Origin of the sequence: Pseudomonas sp. 50_B, from assembly GCF_017491625.1 — a bacterium.
Lineage (GTDB): Bacteria > Pseudomonadota > Gammaproteobacteria > Pseudomonadales > Pseudomonadaceae > Aquipseudomonas > Aquipseudomonas danubii.
The window spans coordinates 273,018-293,245 of the sequence record NZ_JAFGYX010000003.1 but is presented as its reverse complement, the minus strand read 5'-3'; the positions used below and the strand labels follow the sequence as shown (position 1 = coordinate 293,245).

At 66.1% G+C, this 20,228-nt stretch carries 1 protein-coding gene; it reads right to left on the bottom strand.

Annotated elements, in window-relative coordinates; all coding sequences use genetic code 11:
* Positions 1-55 precede the first annotated feature (55 nt).
* Complete coding sequence (locus tag J5M73_RS06515) at positions 56-20,089, bottom strand: amino acid adenylation domain-containing protein (protein ID WP_207815147.1); 20,034 nt, start codon at positions 20,087-20,089, stop codon at positions 56-58.
* Positions 20,090-20,228: the final 139 nt, after the last annotated feature.

The window sequence follows — 20,228 nt, the reverse complement described above, 5'->3', positions numbered from 1 at the left end:
CTTCAACTTCCCTGTGACGCGTGTGCTGTAAGTGAATGAACGAGGGGCCGCAGCCCTAGGTGATCGCGGCCAACGCCGCCAGCCTGTGTTGCAACCTGTCCTGCATGGCCGCCATGGCCCCGGGGTTGTCGGCGCACAGCACGATCTGTTCGTTGCCAAGCAGTCCGGCAAGGCTGTCGAATCCGTCGACCTGGGGGGTGTGCAACAGCTTGAGCAGCGCCAGTTGATCGAGCCCGCCCGCCAATAGCTGGTCGAGTGCCCGCAGGCCCTCCTCGGGCTCGATGGAACCCAGGCCCAGGGCCCTCATGCGCTCGCGGTAACGCGGGTCGCTGACGGAACCGACGCCGCCCCAGTAGCCCCAATTGATCACCTTGACCGGGCACGCCCATTGGGCCCTGAGCTGGTCGGCAAAGGCGTCGGCGAAGGTGCAGCCCGCGGCGTAGTTGCTTTGCCCGGCGGCGCTGGTGAAGGACATCATCGAGGCGAAAAACAGCACGAAATCCAGCGTCGCGGCGCTGTCGCCGAAGACCTGGGCCAGGGCCACGCTGGTGGCGACCTTGGCGTTGAGTACCTGGCTGAAGGTCGCCTCGTCCATGTTGGCCAGGCTTTGATCCTTGAGCACGATGGCCGCGTGCACCACGCCATTGATCGGACCGAAACGCTCGGTAATCTGCTGTTTCGCCGTCGCCAGTTGCGTTGCGTCCGTGGCATCGACCTGCAGGTAAACCGGGGCCGGGGCCTCATGCATCAAGCTGACGGCGGTCAACTCGTCCAGCTTCGCTTCGATCTGCGCATCCCGCTCACGGCGACCGATCCACACCACCCGAGCACGATGCCGGCTGATCATCTGCTGGCTCCAGACGGCACCAATCCCGCCGGCGCCGCCGATGACCAGGTAAACGCCGCCGTCCCGATAGACCGGCAAACGAGGCGGCGCAGCATCGGCCTGCACCCGCGCCAATTGGCGGAACCACCATTGCCCCTGGCGCAGCGCCAGCACTTCACCAGACCGCACTGCCGCGAACGGCGCGCTGGCCAACCGTGGCAGTTGCCCGTCTTCCAGGTCGGCAAGGTGCACCTGCCAGTGCGGGTATTCCTTGGCCAGCGAGCCGGCCAGACCATGCACCGCCGCATGCGCCACATGGCTGGGCTCCCCAGGACGCAGGCTGATGGCCTGAGCGGTGACCAGGGTCAAGCGCAGCGGCCGTCGGCCGTAGCCCTGGCGCAGCAGCGCCTTGATCAGCCGCAACAGCGCCAGAACCCCCGGGTCCTGGGCGGCAATCAGGTCCTCGCTGCCATCAACCGGGGGGGCCAGCCACATCACGTCCGCCAGCTCGGGGCCGGCCTGCAGTTGGGCGTCGTAGTTGACCGGGCAGTCATCCACCAGCCTCGCCTGGGGATAGAGCCCGGCCAGGGCCTGATGACGACATGGGGTCGCGCCGAAGATCAGCATCGCCCCCTGCCGATCCCTAGGCGGGTTGCTGCGGGTGCCGTCCCCGGCGAGCGGCTCATCGACAACCGACCAGATCGGCGTCAGCAGTTGCTCAATGGCCGGTGTCGCCGCTTTGGGGGCAGCCACGGCAAGCGCTCTGGCAGCGAACCCGACCCAGCGTGCGCAGAGACGACCCTGGTCGTCACTCAGCTCGATGTCGATCCGCTGGTTCGGGTGGTCGCCCGAGTCGCTGCGCAACAAGGCCCACATCCGCCGCGCACAGGGGGCGATGATCTCCAGGCGCTGCAGGGCAAAGGGCAGCATCAGTGGCAAGGGCTCGGCCGGCTCGGAATCCAGTGGCAGCAGCATACCGACGGAGGCCTGCAGCACGCTGTCGGTGATGCCGGGCTCCAGCCAGCAGTCGCTGGCCCCAGCGACTGCCTCAAGGTGCACCTCTGCCAGCACTTGGCGACGACCGCCCTGCTCCGCGATCAGCAACTGCTGGATACCGCGATGGCTGGGGCCGTAGGCCAGGCCCATGGCGTCGAACAGCCGATAGACGTCGTCGCGATCAAGGCGCCGCTGCCAAGGGCGATTACGCCAGTACCCAAGATCCAGGGGCTCGGCGACAGGCGCTGCCTCGGCCGTCACTCGGGCCTGACAATGCACCAGCGGTTGCTCGCCGTCATCGCTGAGCAAGGTCACGGCCAACTGATCATCGACCGCTTGCAGCGTGACCCGCAGACTCCGGGACGCAGACTCCAGCGTCCAGGGGGCCAGCCAATGCAGCTGTTCGATGACCATGCCCCCGGCCTCGCCGGGCGCCCGCGAATGGCTCGCCGCGGCCCTGATGATTTCCAGGCAGGCAGCCCCGGGCAGGGTTTTGCGCCCCTGCACCTGGTGGTCAAGCAGCCACGGCTCGTCGCCGCGAAAGAGGCTGGTGAATTGCTGACGGTCGAAGGTCGAGCTGTTGCGGTGCAGCAAGGGATGCAAGGTCGTCGCCGCCGACGGCAACCCCGTGGTGGCAACGGGCGCCCAGTAACGACGGGTGGCGAAGGGATAGGTCGGCAGGCTGATACGCGAGGGGCGCTCGCCGCTGGCAGCGCGCAGCGCGTTCCAGTCGATACGCAGCCCGGCACTCCACAACGCCAGCAATTGTTGCCGCTCGCCCTTGGCAAGCAGCTGGGCCAGCTGTTCATGCCAGGCGTTGCGGTAACGGCGCTTGAACGCCTGCAAGGTTTCGCTGCCGCTGTGGGTGTCACCGCAGATCCAGCCACTGCAGTCGTCATTGGCCAACGCGCGCAAGGCCTGAAGCAGGCTCGCGAGGGAGCTGGTGATCAGCGCCGCGCGATGCTCCATGGCTTCGCGTCCGACCTGCAGCGTCCAGGCCACGGCCGCCAGGCTTGCGGCCACCGGGGCCTGCTCCAGTCTGGCCAGCAGGCGGCTGGCGATCTGGCGCAACTGTTCGGGCTCGCGGGCAGACAGCAGAATCATTTGCGGCTGGCCGTCAGGCGCCGGTACCGGCCGCTTGGACAGGTATTGCGCAACGATCAGGTGGGCGTTGGAGCCGCCAGCGCCAAAGGACGACAACCCGGCGATGCGCGGCAGCGGCTGGCCCTGGTGCCAAGGCTGCGGCCAGTCCCGCAACTGCTGGTTGACCTCGAACGGCGTGGCGGCAAAGTCGATAAAGGGATTGAGGGTCCGTGAGTGCAGCGAAGGTACGATTTTTTCGTGCTTGAGCTGCAACAGCACCTTGGTCAACCCGGCAATTCCGGCGGCCGCCTCGCAGTGGCCGATGTTGGACTTCACCGAGCCGATCCAGCAGGTCTGAGCCGGCGTGCGCGGGCCCAGGGCGCTGGCCAGGCCGGCGATTTCGATCGGGTCGCCCAGCCGGGTGCCGGTGCCGTGGGCCTCGATGTAGCTGATGGCGGCCGGATCGACCTTGGCGTCCTTGAGCGCACCGCTGATGGCGGCCTGCTGCGCCCGCGGATCGGGCACGCTGTAGCCGGTGTTCTTGCCGCCGTGGTTGAGGTAGCTGCCCTTGATCAGGCCATAGACCTGATCGCCGTCGCGTTCGGCATCGGCGAGGCGCTTGAGCACCACCACGCCAACCCCCTCCCCCGGCACATAGCCGTCGCCGCCTTCACCGAAGCTGGCGCACTGGCCCTGGTTGGAGATGAACTGACCACTGCTGAGCATCAGGTATTTGTTGGGGTGCAGGGTCAGGTTGACCCCGCCGGCAATGGCCATGGCCGTGCGCCCGCTGTGCAGGTCCTGACAGGCCAGGTGCAAGGCTGTCAGCGAACTGGAGCACATCGAATCCACCGCCAGGCTCGGGCCCTGCAGGTTGAGGCAGAACGACACCCGGTTGGCGATGCTCGCGCTGGAACCGGCAAAGCCCATGCGCTGGCCGCGCAGGCTGGCTTCGGCACCCAGCAGTTGATACTCGTTGTACATCACCCCGGCATACACGCCGACCTGCAGCGCCGGGTCAGCCTGCTCGGCGCCGAGCTTTCGGCTGTAGCCGGCGTCTTCCATGGCTGACCAGGCGGTTTGCAGAAACAGCCGTTCCTGGGGGTCGATCAGCTCGGCTTCGAGGGGGGAAATATTGAAGAACAGCGGATCGAACTGATCGATGCCGTCGATAAAGCCGCCCCACTTGCTGTTGTGCACCCCGCTCAGGCTGCGGTCATTGCTGTAATAGTCGCGCCAGTCCCAGCGCTCGGGGGGAATTTCGCCAATGCTGTTCTTGCCCTGGCTGAGGTTCTGCCAGAAGGCCTCAAGATTGGCAGCCTCCGGGTAGCGCCCGGCGATGCCGATGATGGCGATATCGTCCCGTGGCTGGGCGGCCGGCAGCAGCGGTTGCGGCGGCCCGTCGAACAGCCGGCGTTGAGTCTCCTGGCTGGGGTTGCCCGCTTCGGCAGGTGCCTTGGCCGCCCTGGCAGTCAGGTAACGCGCCAGGGCCTGCAGGCTGGAATGCTCGAACAGCAACCCCGGCGGCAGCGCGCCAAAGCGCTGCTGCAGACGGCGCGTGAGTTCGACAATCTGCAACGAGTCGAGGCCATAGTCTTCGAAGCACTGCTGCTCGTCGATCTGCTGCGGCGGCAGGTCCAAGGCACTGGCAAACAGGTCGCGCAACGAGCTGATCAAGGCGTTCTGGGGCGGTTTGCGAACCGGCCGCGTGGCCAGATGCTCGGCCAGGCCTTGCAGGCTGGGGTATTGGAAAAACAGGGTTTTGGACAAGGCGCCGAAGCGTTTTTCCAAGACCGCCGTCATCTCCATGATCATCAGCGAATCGATGCCGTACTGTTCGAACGGCACCTCGCTGTCCAGCCGCGCTGGGTCGATCTTCAAGGTCTTGGCCAGTAGCTGGCGCAACCAGGCCAGCAGGTCATCACCCTCCAGAGCGCCGGCTTCGGGGGTTGCGGCCGGCTCTGGGTTGAGCAAGGCGAGCAGTTTTTCACGGTCACCGGCCAGCACCATCAACTGCGCTTGATCGCTGTGCAGGGCCTGATAGAGGGCCTGGACCCCGGTGGCGCTGGCCATCGCTTCAATGCCGCTGCGTTGTGCCAACAGGCGTTGCGCCGTGTCGCTCATGTGCAGGCCGCCCTCCAGCCATAGCGGCCAGTTGATCGCCAGGCTGCGGCCGTGTCGCGTACCCGCCGCGACCTGCTGCTCGCGCAGGCTGGCGAATGCGTCCAGATAGCCGTTGGCCGCGGCGTAATCGGTCTGCCCGGGGTTGCCCAGAACGCTGGCGATCGAGGAGTACAACACGAAGAAATCCAGGGCCAGCCCGGCGCTGTAGCGATCCAGGTGGCGCACGCCGTCGACCTTGGCGGCGAACACCGCGGCAAAGTCCTCAATGGACTTGTCTGCCAGCAAGGCATCGCGGGTCACGCCTGCGCAATGGATGATCCCGTGCAGCCCACGGTCATCGCGCACCAGCTCAGCGATCAGTTGTTCAACCTGGTCGGCACTGGCCAGATCCACGGCGCGGTAGTCAACGCCGGCTCCCAGTTGCTCCAGTTTGGCCAGCACCGAGGGCGCGGTGGCCGGCGTGCGGCCACAGAGCACCACACGCGCCCGGGGCGCTGCCGCCCTGATCTCTCGTGCCAGGACCGTGCCGACACCGCCCAAGCCACCGGTGATCAGGTACACGCCCTCGGGCCGCCAGGGTGCGGGCGCCGTGTCCAGGGGCTGGTGATCCCAGCTCAGTTGCTGGCGGCGCAGTGTGCCGGCGTCTTGCAGATAGCGCAGTTGGCGTTCAGCGGGGTCGGCGGCCTCGGCAACCAGGGCCGTCAACAGCGGCTGGGCGGCGAGCTGCGGTGCCACTTCTATCAGTTGGCAGATCAAGGCCGGCTGCTCACGGCTGACGCTGTACAACAGGCCGCCAAGGCCGCGATAGCCATGGGCGTCGTCGGCTGCGACCAGCAGTTGAATCAGGCAAGGTTGAGCGCTGTGCAGCCAGGGCTTGAGCTGCTCGGCAAGGGCCAGCGCGGCCTGTGCATAGTCAAGCTCCGGCCAGGCGACATGACCGATGCCCCGCTCCGCCAGGTGCGGCGCCAGATCGGCAAAAGCCTGATGACGCCCCAGGGTCAGTACCTGATGCGCAAGCCCTGGCGCGGCAGCTGTTGGCGCCGGCCGCGCATCGTGCCAGTGCTTGTGGCAGAGCAGCCCGATGGTGGCGCCGGGGCCGGCGGCGAGGCTGGCGCCCGTCAGGGGCTGGAACGACAGTTGATTGAGGATCGCGCAGCACTGGCCCTGGTCGTCGAACAAGGCCAGATCGAAGCAATAGTCGTGCGCGGTGCTCGGGGCACGGCGTATCTGCACCTGCAGGCTGGCCGGGCAATCGGCCAACAGCACACATTGCCCCAGGCCGGCGGGCAACAGCAGTGCCGGGCGCTCCTCCAGTTGATCCAGGAGCAAGGCCATGACCCCTTGCATGGCGGCATCCAGCAAGGCCGGATGCAGCGCGAAACCGCTGTTCTGCGCCGGGTCTTGCAGGGCGATGCGCGCCAGCGCCTGATCCCCCTGGCGCACCAGCGACAGCAGCCGACGATGCCCCACGCCATACTCGATGCCCATGGCGGCAAAGCGCTGATAGCAGGCCTCGACGTCCACCACTTGCGCGCCAAGGCTGCTGAAGTCGAGCCGGGCCGCCTGGACCTCTGCGGTGCTGGCTCGGGCCTGGCAATGCAGTTGCAACTGCGCGGCCTGGTCATAGGCGTAGATCCCGATCCGATAGTCGCCCGCGGCCGGCATCGACAGTTCCAGGAACAGCTCGCCATTGTTGGCCGCATCAACGCTGAACGGCTGCCGCCAGCTCAGATCGCCGATCACCAGCCCCTTGCCCGCCGGCACCGCGCCGCCCAGGGCATCGGTCAACGCCGCCTGGATCATGACAATCATCGCGGCCCCCGCAAGCACCGCCTGGCCATTGACCCGATGCTCGGCCAGCACACTCTCATCACCGCTGAAGCGGCTCAGGTAGCGCAAGCCGCGCAGGTCCGAGACGTTGCGATGCAGCAGTGGGTGCAGGCGTTCCCCCCCTGTGGCAATCGCCGTGGCCGCCCCTTGCGTCGGTTGCCAGTAGCGCTCGCGAGCAAAGGGATAACCCGGCAGGCTGAGGGGCGCCGGCGTGCCCTGGGGATACATCAGACGCCAATCCAGGGTCGCGCCCTCGAGCCAGGCGTCGAGCAGGCCTTGTTGTTCACCGCGCTGGAGCGCACTGGCCATGTCGAGGCTCGGTGCCTGGGTATCGGGTTTGAGCCGGCTACGGGCCTGGGTCGCGCCGTGGTCGATGAAGTCCCCCAGGCACTTGTGCAACCGGGCCAGGCAAGCAACCTGCCAGCCATGGCGATGTTCCATCGCCTCACGAGCGACTTGCAGGGTAAAGGCCAGCGCCGGCAGGTCGGCGTCAACCAGCACGCCCCGCTCCAGTTCCTCGCGCAACAGTCGGGCTTGCTGCAGCAACTGTTCGCCGGTCTTGGCGGACAGCAGGATGAGCGCCGGTTGCTCGTGGTTGACGGTGATCTGTGGCCGGACCCGCAGGTCTTCGTACTCTTCGATCACCACGTGGGCATTGGCGCCACCCGCGCCGAAGGACGACACCGTGGCAATGCGCTTGAACGTCTGCAGCGCCCCGTCGATCAGCACCTGCGGGCGCGACCATTGCGCCAGCGATTGCTGTACGACGAACGGGCTGTTGGCAAAATCGATGTGCGGGTTGGCGGTAGCGGCGTGCAGTGACGGCACCAACTGGCGGTGCTGCAGTTGCAGCAGCACCTTGGTGATACCGGCAATACCGGCTGCGCTTTCGCAATGGCCGATATTGGATTTGATCGAGCCGATGGCGCAGTACTGCTTGAGCGGCGTGGCGGCATCGGCATTGAATGCCCGGGCCAGACCGGCGATCTCGATCGGGTCACCCAGCGCGGTGCCGGTGCCGTGGGCCTCGACATAGCTCACGGCTCTGGGGTCGACCCCGGCCCGGGCCAGGGAATCGACCACCAAACGGCTCTGGGCCAGGGGGTTGGGCACGGTGTAACCGTTGGTCTTGCCACCGGCATTGATCATGCTGCCCTTGATCACGCCGTAGATGCGGTCGCCATCGGCCTCGGCCTGTGCCAGCGGCTTGAGCAGCATGGCGCCCACCCCTTCTCCGGCGACAAAGCCGTCGGCATCGGCCCCGAACGCTTTGCAGTGCTGGCCCGAAGAAAGCATTTTCATTTCGCTCAGGCCGATGTAGTGCACCGGGTCCACCAGCAGGCTGACCCCGCCCACCAGCACGCAGTCGCTGACACCGTTGTGCAGGCTTTCCACGGCCAGATGCAGCGCAGTGAGCGACGACGAACAAGCGGTGTCGACTGCAAGGCTCGGACCCTGGAAGTTGAACTGATACGACACCCGGTTGGCCACCGACCAGTAGCTGGACTGGCGGCTGTAGGTGCCGTTCATCACGCCGACAAACACCCCGACTCGCTGCCGCTCGGCCAGGCGTGCGGGGGTATAACCGGCATCACTGATGCAGTGATAGGCCTCTTCCAGGAACAGCCGCTCCTGGGGGTCCATTTTCAGCGCCTCCCGGGGCGACAGGTGAAAGAACAGTGGATCGAACTGGTCGATCTGGCCAATGAATCCGCCCCACGGGCTGTAGACGCGGCCCTCGGTGCCCGGTGTCCGATCAAAGTACTGCCGCCAGTCCCAGCGGTCCGCCGGCACCTGAGCAATACAGCTTTCGGCGGCTTTGAGGTGTTGCCACAGCTCGCGAACGTTATCGGATTGGGCGTAGCGCCCCGCCAGACCGACGATGGCGACGTCTGAATCGCGGCCAGCGGCCGGGGTGTTGTCGGGCAACATGACCCTGAAGCGAGACGGGGCCGCTGGTTCGACGCTTGCTGTTGCTGTTGCTGATGGCGATGGGTTTGACGGCACCTGCCCCAGGCCCAACAGGGTTTTGAGCCGATCCTGCTGGGTGGCGACAAAATGCTCCGCCAGCGCGTCGACCGTCTGGTATTCGAAGAACAGCGTGCTGCTGATCCCCGTCAGTTTGTCCCGCAGCAGGTTGGTCAGTTGCACCACCAGAATGGAATCGATGCCATAGGTTTCCAAGGCTTCACGGGCGTCGATCTGCTCGGGTTCGATCTTGAACAGCCCACCAATGACCTGTTTGAGGTAGCGCACCGTCTCGGCCTTGAGCCGGGCGCTGCTGACCTCGCCCAGCGGCGCGGCGATGACCCCAGGTTGTGGCGCACGCGATGCCTGGGACGCCGGCTGGTGGCGCTGGCTAGGCGCGATGGCGGGCGCTTGGGCGGTGTCGATAGGCTCCTGCCAGACCAGGCCATTGCTCTGGGCGATGACGACCTGCTGCCCCAGGTCATGCTCGGCCAGCGCCGGGAAATACACCTGTCGATAGCCTTCGCTTTCCAGCACCTGCTTCCATTGCGCTGGGGCCAATGCCGGGCCACCGGGCAAGCGCAACTGCGGATCGTCGAACAACCACCAGCCCTTGAGCAGGCCGAAGGTCAGGTGGGTAAACAGGCCATTGCGGGCAATCTCGTTGATCAGCAACAGGCCGTTGTGCTTGAGCGCGGCCTTGGCGTTTTGCAGGGCCCGACGCAGGTCCGGCGTGGCGTGCAGGACGTTGGTGGCGATCACCAGATCATAGGCGTCGGGCTGGATGCCCTGAGCCGCCAGGGGCTGATGGACATCGAACAGCTGATAGCGCAGGTACGGCGTCTGCGGGCCGTAGGCTTGCTGCGCGTGGATCAGGAATGCCTGGGAGACGTCGGTGTAGCAGTACTCGGCGATCTGCGCCTGGAACGGCCGCAGTTTTTCAAAGGCTCGCGCGCTGGTGCCGCCGGTGCCGGCACCGATCTCCAGGATGCGGATCGGCGTCTGCGGCGACTGCTCCAGGCGAGCGCGGACAAACTCCAGCAGGGCATCGAGCAGCACTTCGTTGAAGAAGTCGGACACCGGATTGTGTTTGTAGATGCCCTCGACCCGGGACATCGAAGCGTCGGGGAACAGGATGTCGGTGGCGGCCATCCGGCCATCGAGGATCTGCGGCAACTCGCGCAGGGTCGCTGCTGCGAGCAGGGTCTCGGCCTTGAGACCGGGGTATTCGAGCCACCCCGGCTGTTGCCGATCCCATTCGTGCCACAGCTGCTCAAGCATCAACGGCTGCGGGTGGCTGGCACGCCAGCTATCGCCTGCACGCTCGACGTAGCCGTGCTGGGCCAGTTCCTCCAGGCTCTGGTCGAACCAACGCTGGTACATCGGCAACAGCCCGATACGCTGGCGCATCTGAGCTACGGATTCGCCGTCCTGGCTGAAGCAGCCCAGGTGCTGCAACTGGGCGTAGAGCAGGCCACGCTGCAATTCGTCGATCACTGCCCGTTGCGCCTGTAGCTGCCCGGTGGCATGCCGCACCTGCTGATTGCTCGGCTGCAGATTGCGCTGCAGCCGCTGGATCAGCGCCGGGTAAGCCGGCGGGCGAACTTCGCCGTACACGCCGAAGGTGCCGCCGGGATGTTGGGCCAGCCCCAGTTGGCTGAAGGTGTCGCTCAAGCGCTGCGAGGTGCGCAGGAAGGTCAATTGGTTCAACGGCGCGCCGTCATCACGGGCCCCGAGCAGCACGTCCAGGGCCTGCATCGCCGATTCGCCGTCGATGGAACCCAGCCCGACCGCGGCCATCCGCCGCCGATAGTCGTCGCTGGCCACCGAGCCGACCTCGCCCCAGTACCCCCAGTTGATGACCTTCACCGGGTAGCCGCGTTGTTGCGCCAGGTAGTGAGCGAAGGCGTTCTTGAAGGTGCAGCCGGCGGCGTAATTGCTCTGCCCCGCCGACCGGGTGAAGCTCTGCAACGAGGAGAAAAACAGCATGAAGTCCAGCGGCTGGTGCTCGAACACCTCGGCCAGACGGGCGCAGACATCGACTTTGGCGGCCAGCCCCGCAGCGAACTTCTGCCCGTCCATGCGGGCCAGGCTCTGGTCCTCAAGCTGGATCGCCGCGTGGATCACCCCGTGAATCTGCCCATGCTCGGCCAGCACCTGGCTCACCGCCTGCTGCAGCGCAGCGTGGTTGCCGGCATCGGCGCGGATGTAGCGCGGCGCCGGGCCCAGTCGGGCCAGTTCGCTGATGGCCGCGTCAATCCGGCTGTCTTGCTCGCGGCGCCCCAACCAGATGATCCGGGCGCCCCGGGTACGGATCAGGTGTTCGCTCCACAGCCGGCCAATACCGCCGGCCCCTCCGACCACCAGGTACACACCGGCGTCGCGATACAGACTGCCCACCCCGGCGGCGCTGTCGGCCGGCACCAGGCACGGCGCCAGATAGGCGCGATGCCAGACGCCCTGGCGCCAGGCCAAGGCCTCGCCACGTGGATCGGCGGGCAGTGACAGCAGGTCCTGGTCCGGCCAGCTGTCCCCCGCCGGCAGGTCCAGCAGGCACACCGGCCAATGGCTGTATTCCTTGGCCATCACCCCGATCAGCCCGTGGACGCTGGCGTGAGCCGGCGCCACCGGCTCACTGGCGGCCTGATGCAGCGGGCTGGCCTCGGCGAACACGGTCAGGGTGGCCCGGGTGATGACGGTCCAGGCCAACGGCTGCTGGTCCAGGCCCAGGGCCAGCAATGCCTTGATCAAGCGGAAGCAGCCGAGCACGCCGCGTTGCTGGGCGCGGATCATGCCGTCGGCGCTGGTATCTGCTGCCCCCGCGCCTGGCGCCAGCCACAGCAGATGCTCCAGGGGGCCGGCCTCGCCCAGCAATGCAGCGATCCTGTCGCTGGTTTCGCTGCCGTCGAGCAACAGTGTCGCGGCCTGCGGATAGCGGGCAGTCAACTGTTGCAAGCCTTGGGGATCGTTGGCGATCAACAGCAGCCGGGCGCCGCTGGACGGCATCGGTTGCACAGTGACCCGGCGCCATCGCTGCAGCAGATAGGCGTCCGTCCGCGATGGGTCGTCGAGCATCAGTTGCAGTGGCGACGGTGCTTTCAGCTCGCGCAGGACCAAGCCCTGCAGGGCAACGCAATGCTCGCCCTGGTGATTGTAGATATCGATATCAACGCTCGACTGCCCCGCCTCCCGGCGTTGCGCGCCGGGTCGCACCCAGGCCCATATCTGTTCGCCCAGTGCTGCGCCGCTGTGCTGCAACTGCTCCAGGGCAAAGGGCACTGCGGTGTGTTCGAGTTGCGGTGCAAGCCCCTGGTCCAGCTGATCCGCGACCAGTAGCCCCAGGGTGGACTGCAACGCCGCATCCATCAGGCTGGGGTGCAGGACGAACTGCCCGTGGCCGGCATTCAGTGACGGCGGCAGCTGGATCTGCGCCAGCACCTGGCCGCCGTCGATGCGCAGCTCGCGGACCGCCCGGTGGCTGGGGCCGTAATGGATATCGATGCTGTCGAACAGGCGGTACAGGCCCTCGGCGTCGAGACGATGGCCGTGGATTGCGCCTTGCAGCGACGCCAGCGAGGCCGGTGCCTGGACGGCGTTGTCATGCAACAGGGCCTCGCCCTGACAGCACAGGGTGCGCTGTGGCTGCTGGCGAATCTCGAATGTCAGTCGCTGGGGGGCCAGGCTATTGATGTGGATCTCGAGCGTAGCGGGCTCGGTGCCCTGCTCGCTGAGCGTCAACGGTTGCGACCACACCAGATGGCACAGGCTCAGGGTCGCGCGGGTGGCGCGGTCGCCTAGGGAGCGACTGAGGGCCTCTCTCGCCATCTCCAGATAGGCCACGCCGGGCAACACTTTCTGCCTGCCCACGCGATGATCGCGCAGGAAGAACTCAGCGCCGCTGAACACCGCGGTGAACTTCTGTTGCGCAAGGTCCGACACGTTGCGGTGCAGCAACGGGTGCAGACGGGCCTCGCCCAGGGACTCGACCTGAAGCGGAAACTGGACATCGCCGGACACCCAGATCCGCTCGCGGGCGAAGGGGTAACCCGGCAGGCTGATCCGCCGGACGCTGCCCATGGGCATCCCCAGCAGCGCCCAGTCGAAGTTCAGCCCCTTGACCCACAGCTCCAGCAGCTTCTGGTGCTTGCCCTTGTCGGCCCAGGCCGCCAGCGTCGCCGCCATGTCTTCATCGTGGGCCAGCACGGCCATGGCCGCCTTGTTCTCTTGCACCCGGCCTAGATGCAGGCCGTCAAAGCAGCCGAAGTGTTCGGGGGCCTTGAGCAGTTGCGCCAGGCCCTGCGCCAGACGCTCCTGCAACGCGCTGAAGGAGGCGGCGCTGAACCCCAGGCGATACTCCAGGGCTTCGCGGCCCTGCTGCAAGGTAAAGGCCAGGTCCGCCAGACGCGGCAGTTGGCCTTGCTGCTCGCGCCGTTGCAGGAACTGCTGCAAGCGTTCGACCTGCTGCTGCAACTGGCTCGGGGTCCTGGCCGACAGCACGATGATCGCGGGCTGTCCGGCAACCGGTTCATCCCGTTCGGGCGCCAGGTACTGGGCAATGATCACGTGACCGTTGGAGCCGCCGGAGCCAAACGACGACACCGAAGCGGCCAAGGGGTACTCGCGCTCCCGGCCGTCGAGGTTGAGCCGTGGTCGGCGCCATTCCTGCAGTTGCTGCGGGATGTGGAACGGCGACTGGTCAAAGGCAATGCCCGGGTTGAGCCGGCTTGAATGCAGCGACGGTGCCAGTTGCCGATGCTTGAGCTGCAGCAGGACCTTGGCCACCCCGGCGATCCCGGCGGCCGATTCCAGGTGGCCGATATTCGACTTGGCCGAGCCCAGTGCGCACTGCTGCGCCGGCGCCGGTTCGCTGCCCAGGGCTGCGCTGCGCCGGGCAAAGCCCTGTTGCAGGCCGCTGATTTCAATCGGATCGCCCAACGCGGTGCCGGTGCCGTGAGCCTCGATGTAACTCAGTTCCCGGGGATCCATCCCGGCCTTTTCCAGGGACTCGGCGATCATGGCGCCTTGGGCATTCGGGCTGGGCACGGTGTAGCCATGGGTCTTGCCGTTATGGTTGATCGACGTCGCGCGGATCACGCCGTAAATATTGTCGCCATCGGCCTGTGCCTGGGACAGTGGCTTGAGCAACACCGCGCCGGCGCCTTCGCCCGGCACAAAGCCGTCGCCACCTTCACCGAAACTGCGGCAGCGGCCATCGCTGGAGGACATGGTCAGCTGCGACTGGATAAAGTATTTGTTCGGGTGCAACGACAGGTTGACGCCACCGGCCAGCGCCACCCGGCACTCGCCACGTTGCAGGCTTTGCACCGCCAGGTGCAGGGCCGTCAGCGACGACGAGCAGATGGTGTCGATGGCCATGCTCGGGCCGCTGCAGTCGAAGACGTAGGACACCCGATTGGCAATCGAACCAAAGGAAGCGTCCACCGCATCATCGGTGCAGTCGGCAGCGGCCGAGCGGGTATAGAGCAAGTATTCGCCGTGCATCACCCCGACAAACACGCCCATTTTCCCCTGGTAATGACGCTGCAGTGCGGCCCGGTCGTAGCCCGCGTCTTCCAGGGTGTGCCAGGCGGTTTCCAGGAAGATCCGTTCCTGGGGGTCCATGCGCTCGGCATCCCGCGGCGAAATGTTGAAAAACAGCGGATCAAAGCGGTCGACGTCGTCGATAAAGCCGCCCCATTTGCTGTTGATCTTGCCTTTGAGGCTGCGGTCGCGGCTGTAGTACTGCAGGTGCGCCCAACGCTCGGCGGGGATCTCGCTGATGCTGTCGACCCCGTTCTTCAGGTTGTCCCAGAAGTGCTCGATGTCCGGGGCCCCCGGAAAGCGTCCGGCCAGACCGATGATGGCGATGGGCTCATCGCAGGCCTGACGCCGCTCGATGTCGGGGCCGGGTGCGGCCTGCCGGGGGGCGGCAGCGCTTGCAACGGGCGCTTGCAGCCCCAGCAATTGGCGGCTGCGCGACGGATGCTCGGCAGCAAACCAGATCGCCAGTGCACGGATGCTCTGGTGTTCGAAGAACAGGGTGCTGGACAACTCGCCGAACCCTTGCGCCAGCCGTTGGTTGAGCTCGGTGATCATCAGCGAGGTCAAACCGTAGCGATCAAAGGTTTCCAGGCTGTCGATGCTGGCCTCGGGAATGGCCGATACCTTCGAGAAGTGTTGCTTGAGGTAGCCCTCCAGGGCCGTTTGCAGCCCCTCATCGGGCACAGGCGGCGCGACCATATCGCCCCTGGGGCTGTGGCCGATATGGCAGTCGATGGCGGCAAAGGGGTACGCCGTCAACGCCACGCGCCGGCAATCGTGCCGGGCAATCGTCAGCAGCTCGGTCTCACCCGCCAGCCAACGGCGAGCGATGGCGTTCAGGGCCTGGCGATCGAGGCCTCGCAGGTCCGCCTCGCTGGTCGGCGCTGGCGCGGCTCTGTCGAGGCGGCCTCGTAGCACCGAGTCGCCCTGGGTGGCGTTGAGCAGCGCCAGCAACTGGGCTTCGCTGTCAGCCACCAGCACCGCACGCTGGGCCTGCGCGACCCGCCCAACACACAGGCTGTAGCTGATGTCGCCGAGGCTTGCGGCGCTCAGGCGCCCAGCCTGAAGATCATCGGCAAACGCCGCCAGCAGTTGCTCAAGCTGCGCCTGACTGGCGGCGGAGAAGGGAAACAGCCAGGGCCCGACGGCCTTGCTCGGCGCGGCCACGGGGGGCGCTGCTTCGAGGATCAGATGACCGCCGGAACCGCTGGCGCCGAAGGCATTGATCAAGGCCCGCCGCGGCCCTTGCCATGGGCTCAAGGTGTCGGCGATGGCCAGATTGCCCGGCCCCTGTCCGATCAACGGGCTCAGCGGATGACAGCCGAGGGTCGGTGCTATCTGGCCGTGTTGCAATTGCAGCAGGACCTTGGTGATCTGCGACAGGGCCGACGCCGATTCAAGGTGGCCGATATTGGCCTTGATCGAGCCGACTTTCAGCGGCGTCTGGCCAGGGCGCTCGCCGAAGACCTTGCCAAGCGCCGCGAACTCGGCGCCGTCCGCCAGGCTGGCGCCGGGCGCCGCAGCCTCCACGTAGCCGATGGCCTCGGCGGGCAGTCCCGCCTGCTCCAGGGCCTGGCGCATCGACGCAGCCTGACTCTCGGCGCTGGGTGTACCGTAGCGAAAGGTCTTGCCGCTGTGACTGATGGCCGTGGCGCGGATGACGCCGAGGATCTGGTCGCCTTCGCGGCGGGCAGCCTCCAGTGGCCTGATCAGCAGGGCACCAACGCCCTCACCCGCCACCCAACCATTGGCATTGCGGCCGAACGGGTGCGACTGGCCCTCTGCGGACAACAGTTGCAGCGATGTCAGCAGCTCAAGGTGCGACGGATGGCTGATCAGGTTGACGCCGCCGACAATCGCCGCCTGGCATTCGCCGCGACGAATGCTCGCGCAGGCGAAATGCAGGGCGGTCATCGCAGACGAGCACGAGGTGTCGAACACCACGCTGGGGCCATTGAAGTCATTGAAGTACGAGACGCGGTTGGCAATGGCCGAATGGAACGAGGTGGCTCGCTCTCCCTGCGCCCCTGGCCGCTGGTGCTGGTAATCGCCCCACATCGCCCCGACGAACACGCCAACCCGTTGCGCCGTGCGGCGCAGACCGGCTGCGGTATAGCCGCTGTTTTCCAGGCAATGCCAGACCGTTTGCAGGAACAGCCGCTCCTGGGGGTCCAGGGTTTTCGCCTCGGCGGGGGTGATGTTGAACAGCAGCGGATCGAACAGCTGCTTGTCGGCCAGTGTGCCCACCGCCCACTGCGGCGCATCCGCCGTGGTCGGGTCGCCAGCCAGCAGCGCTTGGCCGCTGACACTGTGGATCGACGAACGTCCGGCACTGAGGTTTTGCCACAGTTCCTGGGGATTGGCGGCGCCAGGATAGCGACCGCTGATGCCGATGATCGCCAGTGCGCCTTCACCCTCGGGCGCGGCGCCTGGTGGTTCATCAGCCTGGCGTTCGAGCCGTGGCCAGCCCAGCGGCAGCCGTTGGCTGACGGTGCCGCCAACGAAGCTGTGCAACAGCTCATCGCCCTCCTCCAGGTCGAAGGCGCCGCGAACCTTGTCGAAGTACATCGAGCCGATGGGGCACAGCCCGACGCCGAACTCCGTCTGATGGTCCAACAGCAACTGGCCGATTCTTCCTGCCTGGAGCAGGTTGAAATAGCGGCTGTCAGCGCCGTAGGCCGCAGAGCGAGCGCCAATGATGAATATCCGCAAACGGGCCTGTTGTGCATGTTTGCGATTGAACGGCGTGTAGCTGCCGTTGAACGCCTGCGGCTCAGCCTCGCCGATGCGGCTCAGGCAATGACGGTCGCTGTGGTAGCGGTAGATGCCCGGGGGCGGACATTGCGCCTGGCCCGGGGATTGATCCGTCGGGCCGGCCAGATGCAGGTAGATCTTCAGTGGCAGGGCGGGCTCGGCGTGGTACAGGCAGCCGCTGTCCGGCTCGGCCCGCAACAGGCTCAGCAGCCGGCTCAACTGCGCCACGCTCAGTGCTTCGCCGCCGTACTGACGCTTGGCGGCCCGCAGTTGCAGTGCATCGACGCTGATCGGCGCTGCCGGCAGTTCGATGACCCCATCCCCCTGCTCCGCCAGGTCGCGGCGAATCTGCCGTTGTTGGCGGTGCAGCTGCTCCAGCGCATCCTTGCCCGGCAAGTCGAAGCCGTTGTTGTTACCGGCCAGAAAGTCGGCGAACAAGGCGCCGGGCTGCCCGCTGCCCAGCACAGAGGCCTGGGCCGGCATCAGGCAATGCAGCACACGGTGGCTGGGCTGCAGTTGCAACAGTGGCCCAAGCGTCGCCACGTCCACGCCATAGGCCGGGGCCAGCGCGATGCCGAAGTCGGCCTGGCGCGACAGCAACAGTTGCTCGATATAACCCGCTTCGAGTACCAGCAGCGCCGGGGCGGCGTGGTTGTAGATGGGCTCGATGGCGGCCATTTCCGCCACCAGAAACAGTGCCAGACCGGCTGCCGCCAGCGGCGACGCAGCCAGGGCGTGCGCATCGAGTTCGGCCGGCAGACGGACTGGCAACAGGCGGTTGAGCCGTGGCTGGTAGTACCAGGCGCCTGCCGGCAATCCCTCGACCTGCCCCTGGGCCACATACAGATAGCACTGGATGGCGTTGAGGCCCCCGGCCGATGAATACAGGTACTTGCCCTTGCCCTCCAGGGTCACTTCACGCAGCAACGACAGCAGGCCCCCCAGCCGTTGAAGGCTGGGGGCTGCCACGTCGGTGGTTCGTCGATAGGCGCCTGGATCAAAGGGCACGGCTTGCAGGCAGATTGACGCCTGGATGCTGGCTCGCGGCGCCGGCAAGGCCTGCGCCACGCCGTTCTGGTCGGCGGCGACAGTTTGTTGATCGAGGATGTAGGCGATGACGGCGGCGAGGGTCGGCTGCTGAAGAAACACCTCCACCGGCAGCGTGACCTGATACTGCTGGTGAATGCTGTGGACGGCCTGGACCAGGGTGAAAGAAGTTGCGCCCTGATCAAAAAGATCATCGTCGACCCCCAGCGCCTCGATCCCCAGCGCCTCGATGAAATACTGCTGCAACCAGGCGCTGAGTGCCTGGGGCTCCAGCGCCGGTGCACGGACGCTGGCGGGCGCGATGCCATCAGCGGCGAGCAACGCCTGGCGGTCGGTCTTGCCGTGGGCCGTGACCGGGATCTGCTCGACGAACTGCACCCGATTGGGCGTCATGTACTCCGGCAGGCGGGCCTTTACAAAGTCGCGGATCGTCTTTTTGTCCAGCCCCTGGGCCACGACATAGGCCACCAGTTTGGGGTCTTCGCTGCCGGGGTCCTGGACCAGCACCACGGCATCACTGATCCCTGGATGGCTTTTGAGGGTGTTCTCGATCTCGCCCAATTCGATGCGAAATCCCCGCAGCTTGACCTGGGAGTCGAAACGCCCCAGCACTTCGATCTGGCCATCGTCGAGAAAGCGCGCCTCATCGCCGGTGCGGTACAGCCGCGCATCGGGCTGCGCGCAGAACGGGTCGCGGATGAACTTTTCCGCCGTCAGCTCGGGGCGATTGAGATACCCCCGGGCCAGGCCGACACCACCAATGCACAGCTCGCCGGTCTGGCCAATCGGCACGGGATGGGACTGGGCATCAAGGATATGAATCTGAATATTGTCGATGGGCCGGCCGATGGGCACGCGCTGGTCGGGCCTTGGTTCGGCGGGCCACCAAGTGACGTCCACCGCAGCCTCGGTCGGGCCATACAGGTTGTGTAAGCGGGCATCCAGTCGCGAACAGAATTGCAGCAGCAGATCGTGGGTCAGGGCCTCGCCGCTGACGAACACCTGGCTCAAGGAGCGGCACTCGGCGACGGCCGGATGCTTGAGAAAGAAGCGCAGCATGGAGGGCACGAAATGGCAGATGGTGATCTGCTGTGCCTGGATGATCTGCACCAGATAATGGGCATCCTTGTGCCCTTCCGGCCTGGCCATGACCAGGCAGGCACCGCTGAGCAACGGCAGAAACAGCTCCCAGACCGAGACATCGAAGGTAAAGGGGGTCTTCTGCAAGATCCGCTCGGCCGGCCCGACCTGATAATGGCGCTGCATCCACAGCAGACGGTTGCAGATGGCCTTGTGCGGCAACATGCAGCCTTTGGGACGCCCGGTGGAACCGGAGGTGTAGATCACATAGGCCAGATCGCCGGGGCTGTTGATCGAGGCGGGATTGTCTTCGCTTGGGTGCAGCTCTTCGCTTGCCGTGTCGTCCAGGCAGATCACTTCAACGGCCTGGGCCTTGAGCCGATGTGCAAAGCGCTGCTGCGTCAGCACCACGCTGACTGCGGCATCGTCAATGATCAGGGCCAGTCGTTCTTCGGGGTAACCCGGGTCCAGCGGCAGGTAGGCGCCACCGGCCTTGAGGATGGCCAGCAACGCGACCATCAGCTCCAGCGAGCGCTCCATCTGCACCCCGACCAGGCTGTCGGGGCCGATACCGAGCTCGCGCAGGTAGTGGGCCAGGCGATTGGCCCGACGATTCAACTGGCAGAAACTCAAGGTCTGATCGTCGAAGCACACCGCCACGGCATCGGGGCTGCGCTGCACCTGTTGCTCGATCAACTGCTGCAGGCACTGGTCCAGCGGATACGCGTAGTGGGTCTGGTTCCAGCCGGCAATGAGCGCGGCTTCGGCAGTCCGATCAGCGGGTTGCGCTGCGCGCGGAGTGCTCTGTGGACCGTCATTGGTGGCGTTGTTGTCTGGCACTGCGCGACTTCCCTGTCAGGTTGGGCCGAGATCATCGGCGACTGTTCATCCGTGTCATTGCGTCAGCGCGGCACGCTTGAGTAGGCGCTTTGCCAGGCGACGTCAGATCGATACCCAGAAGTGTTCGGATTGGCTGTGC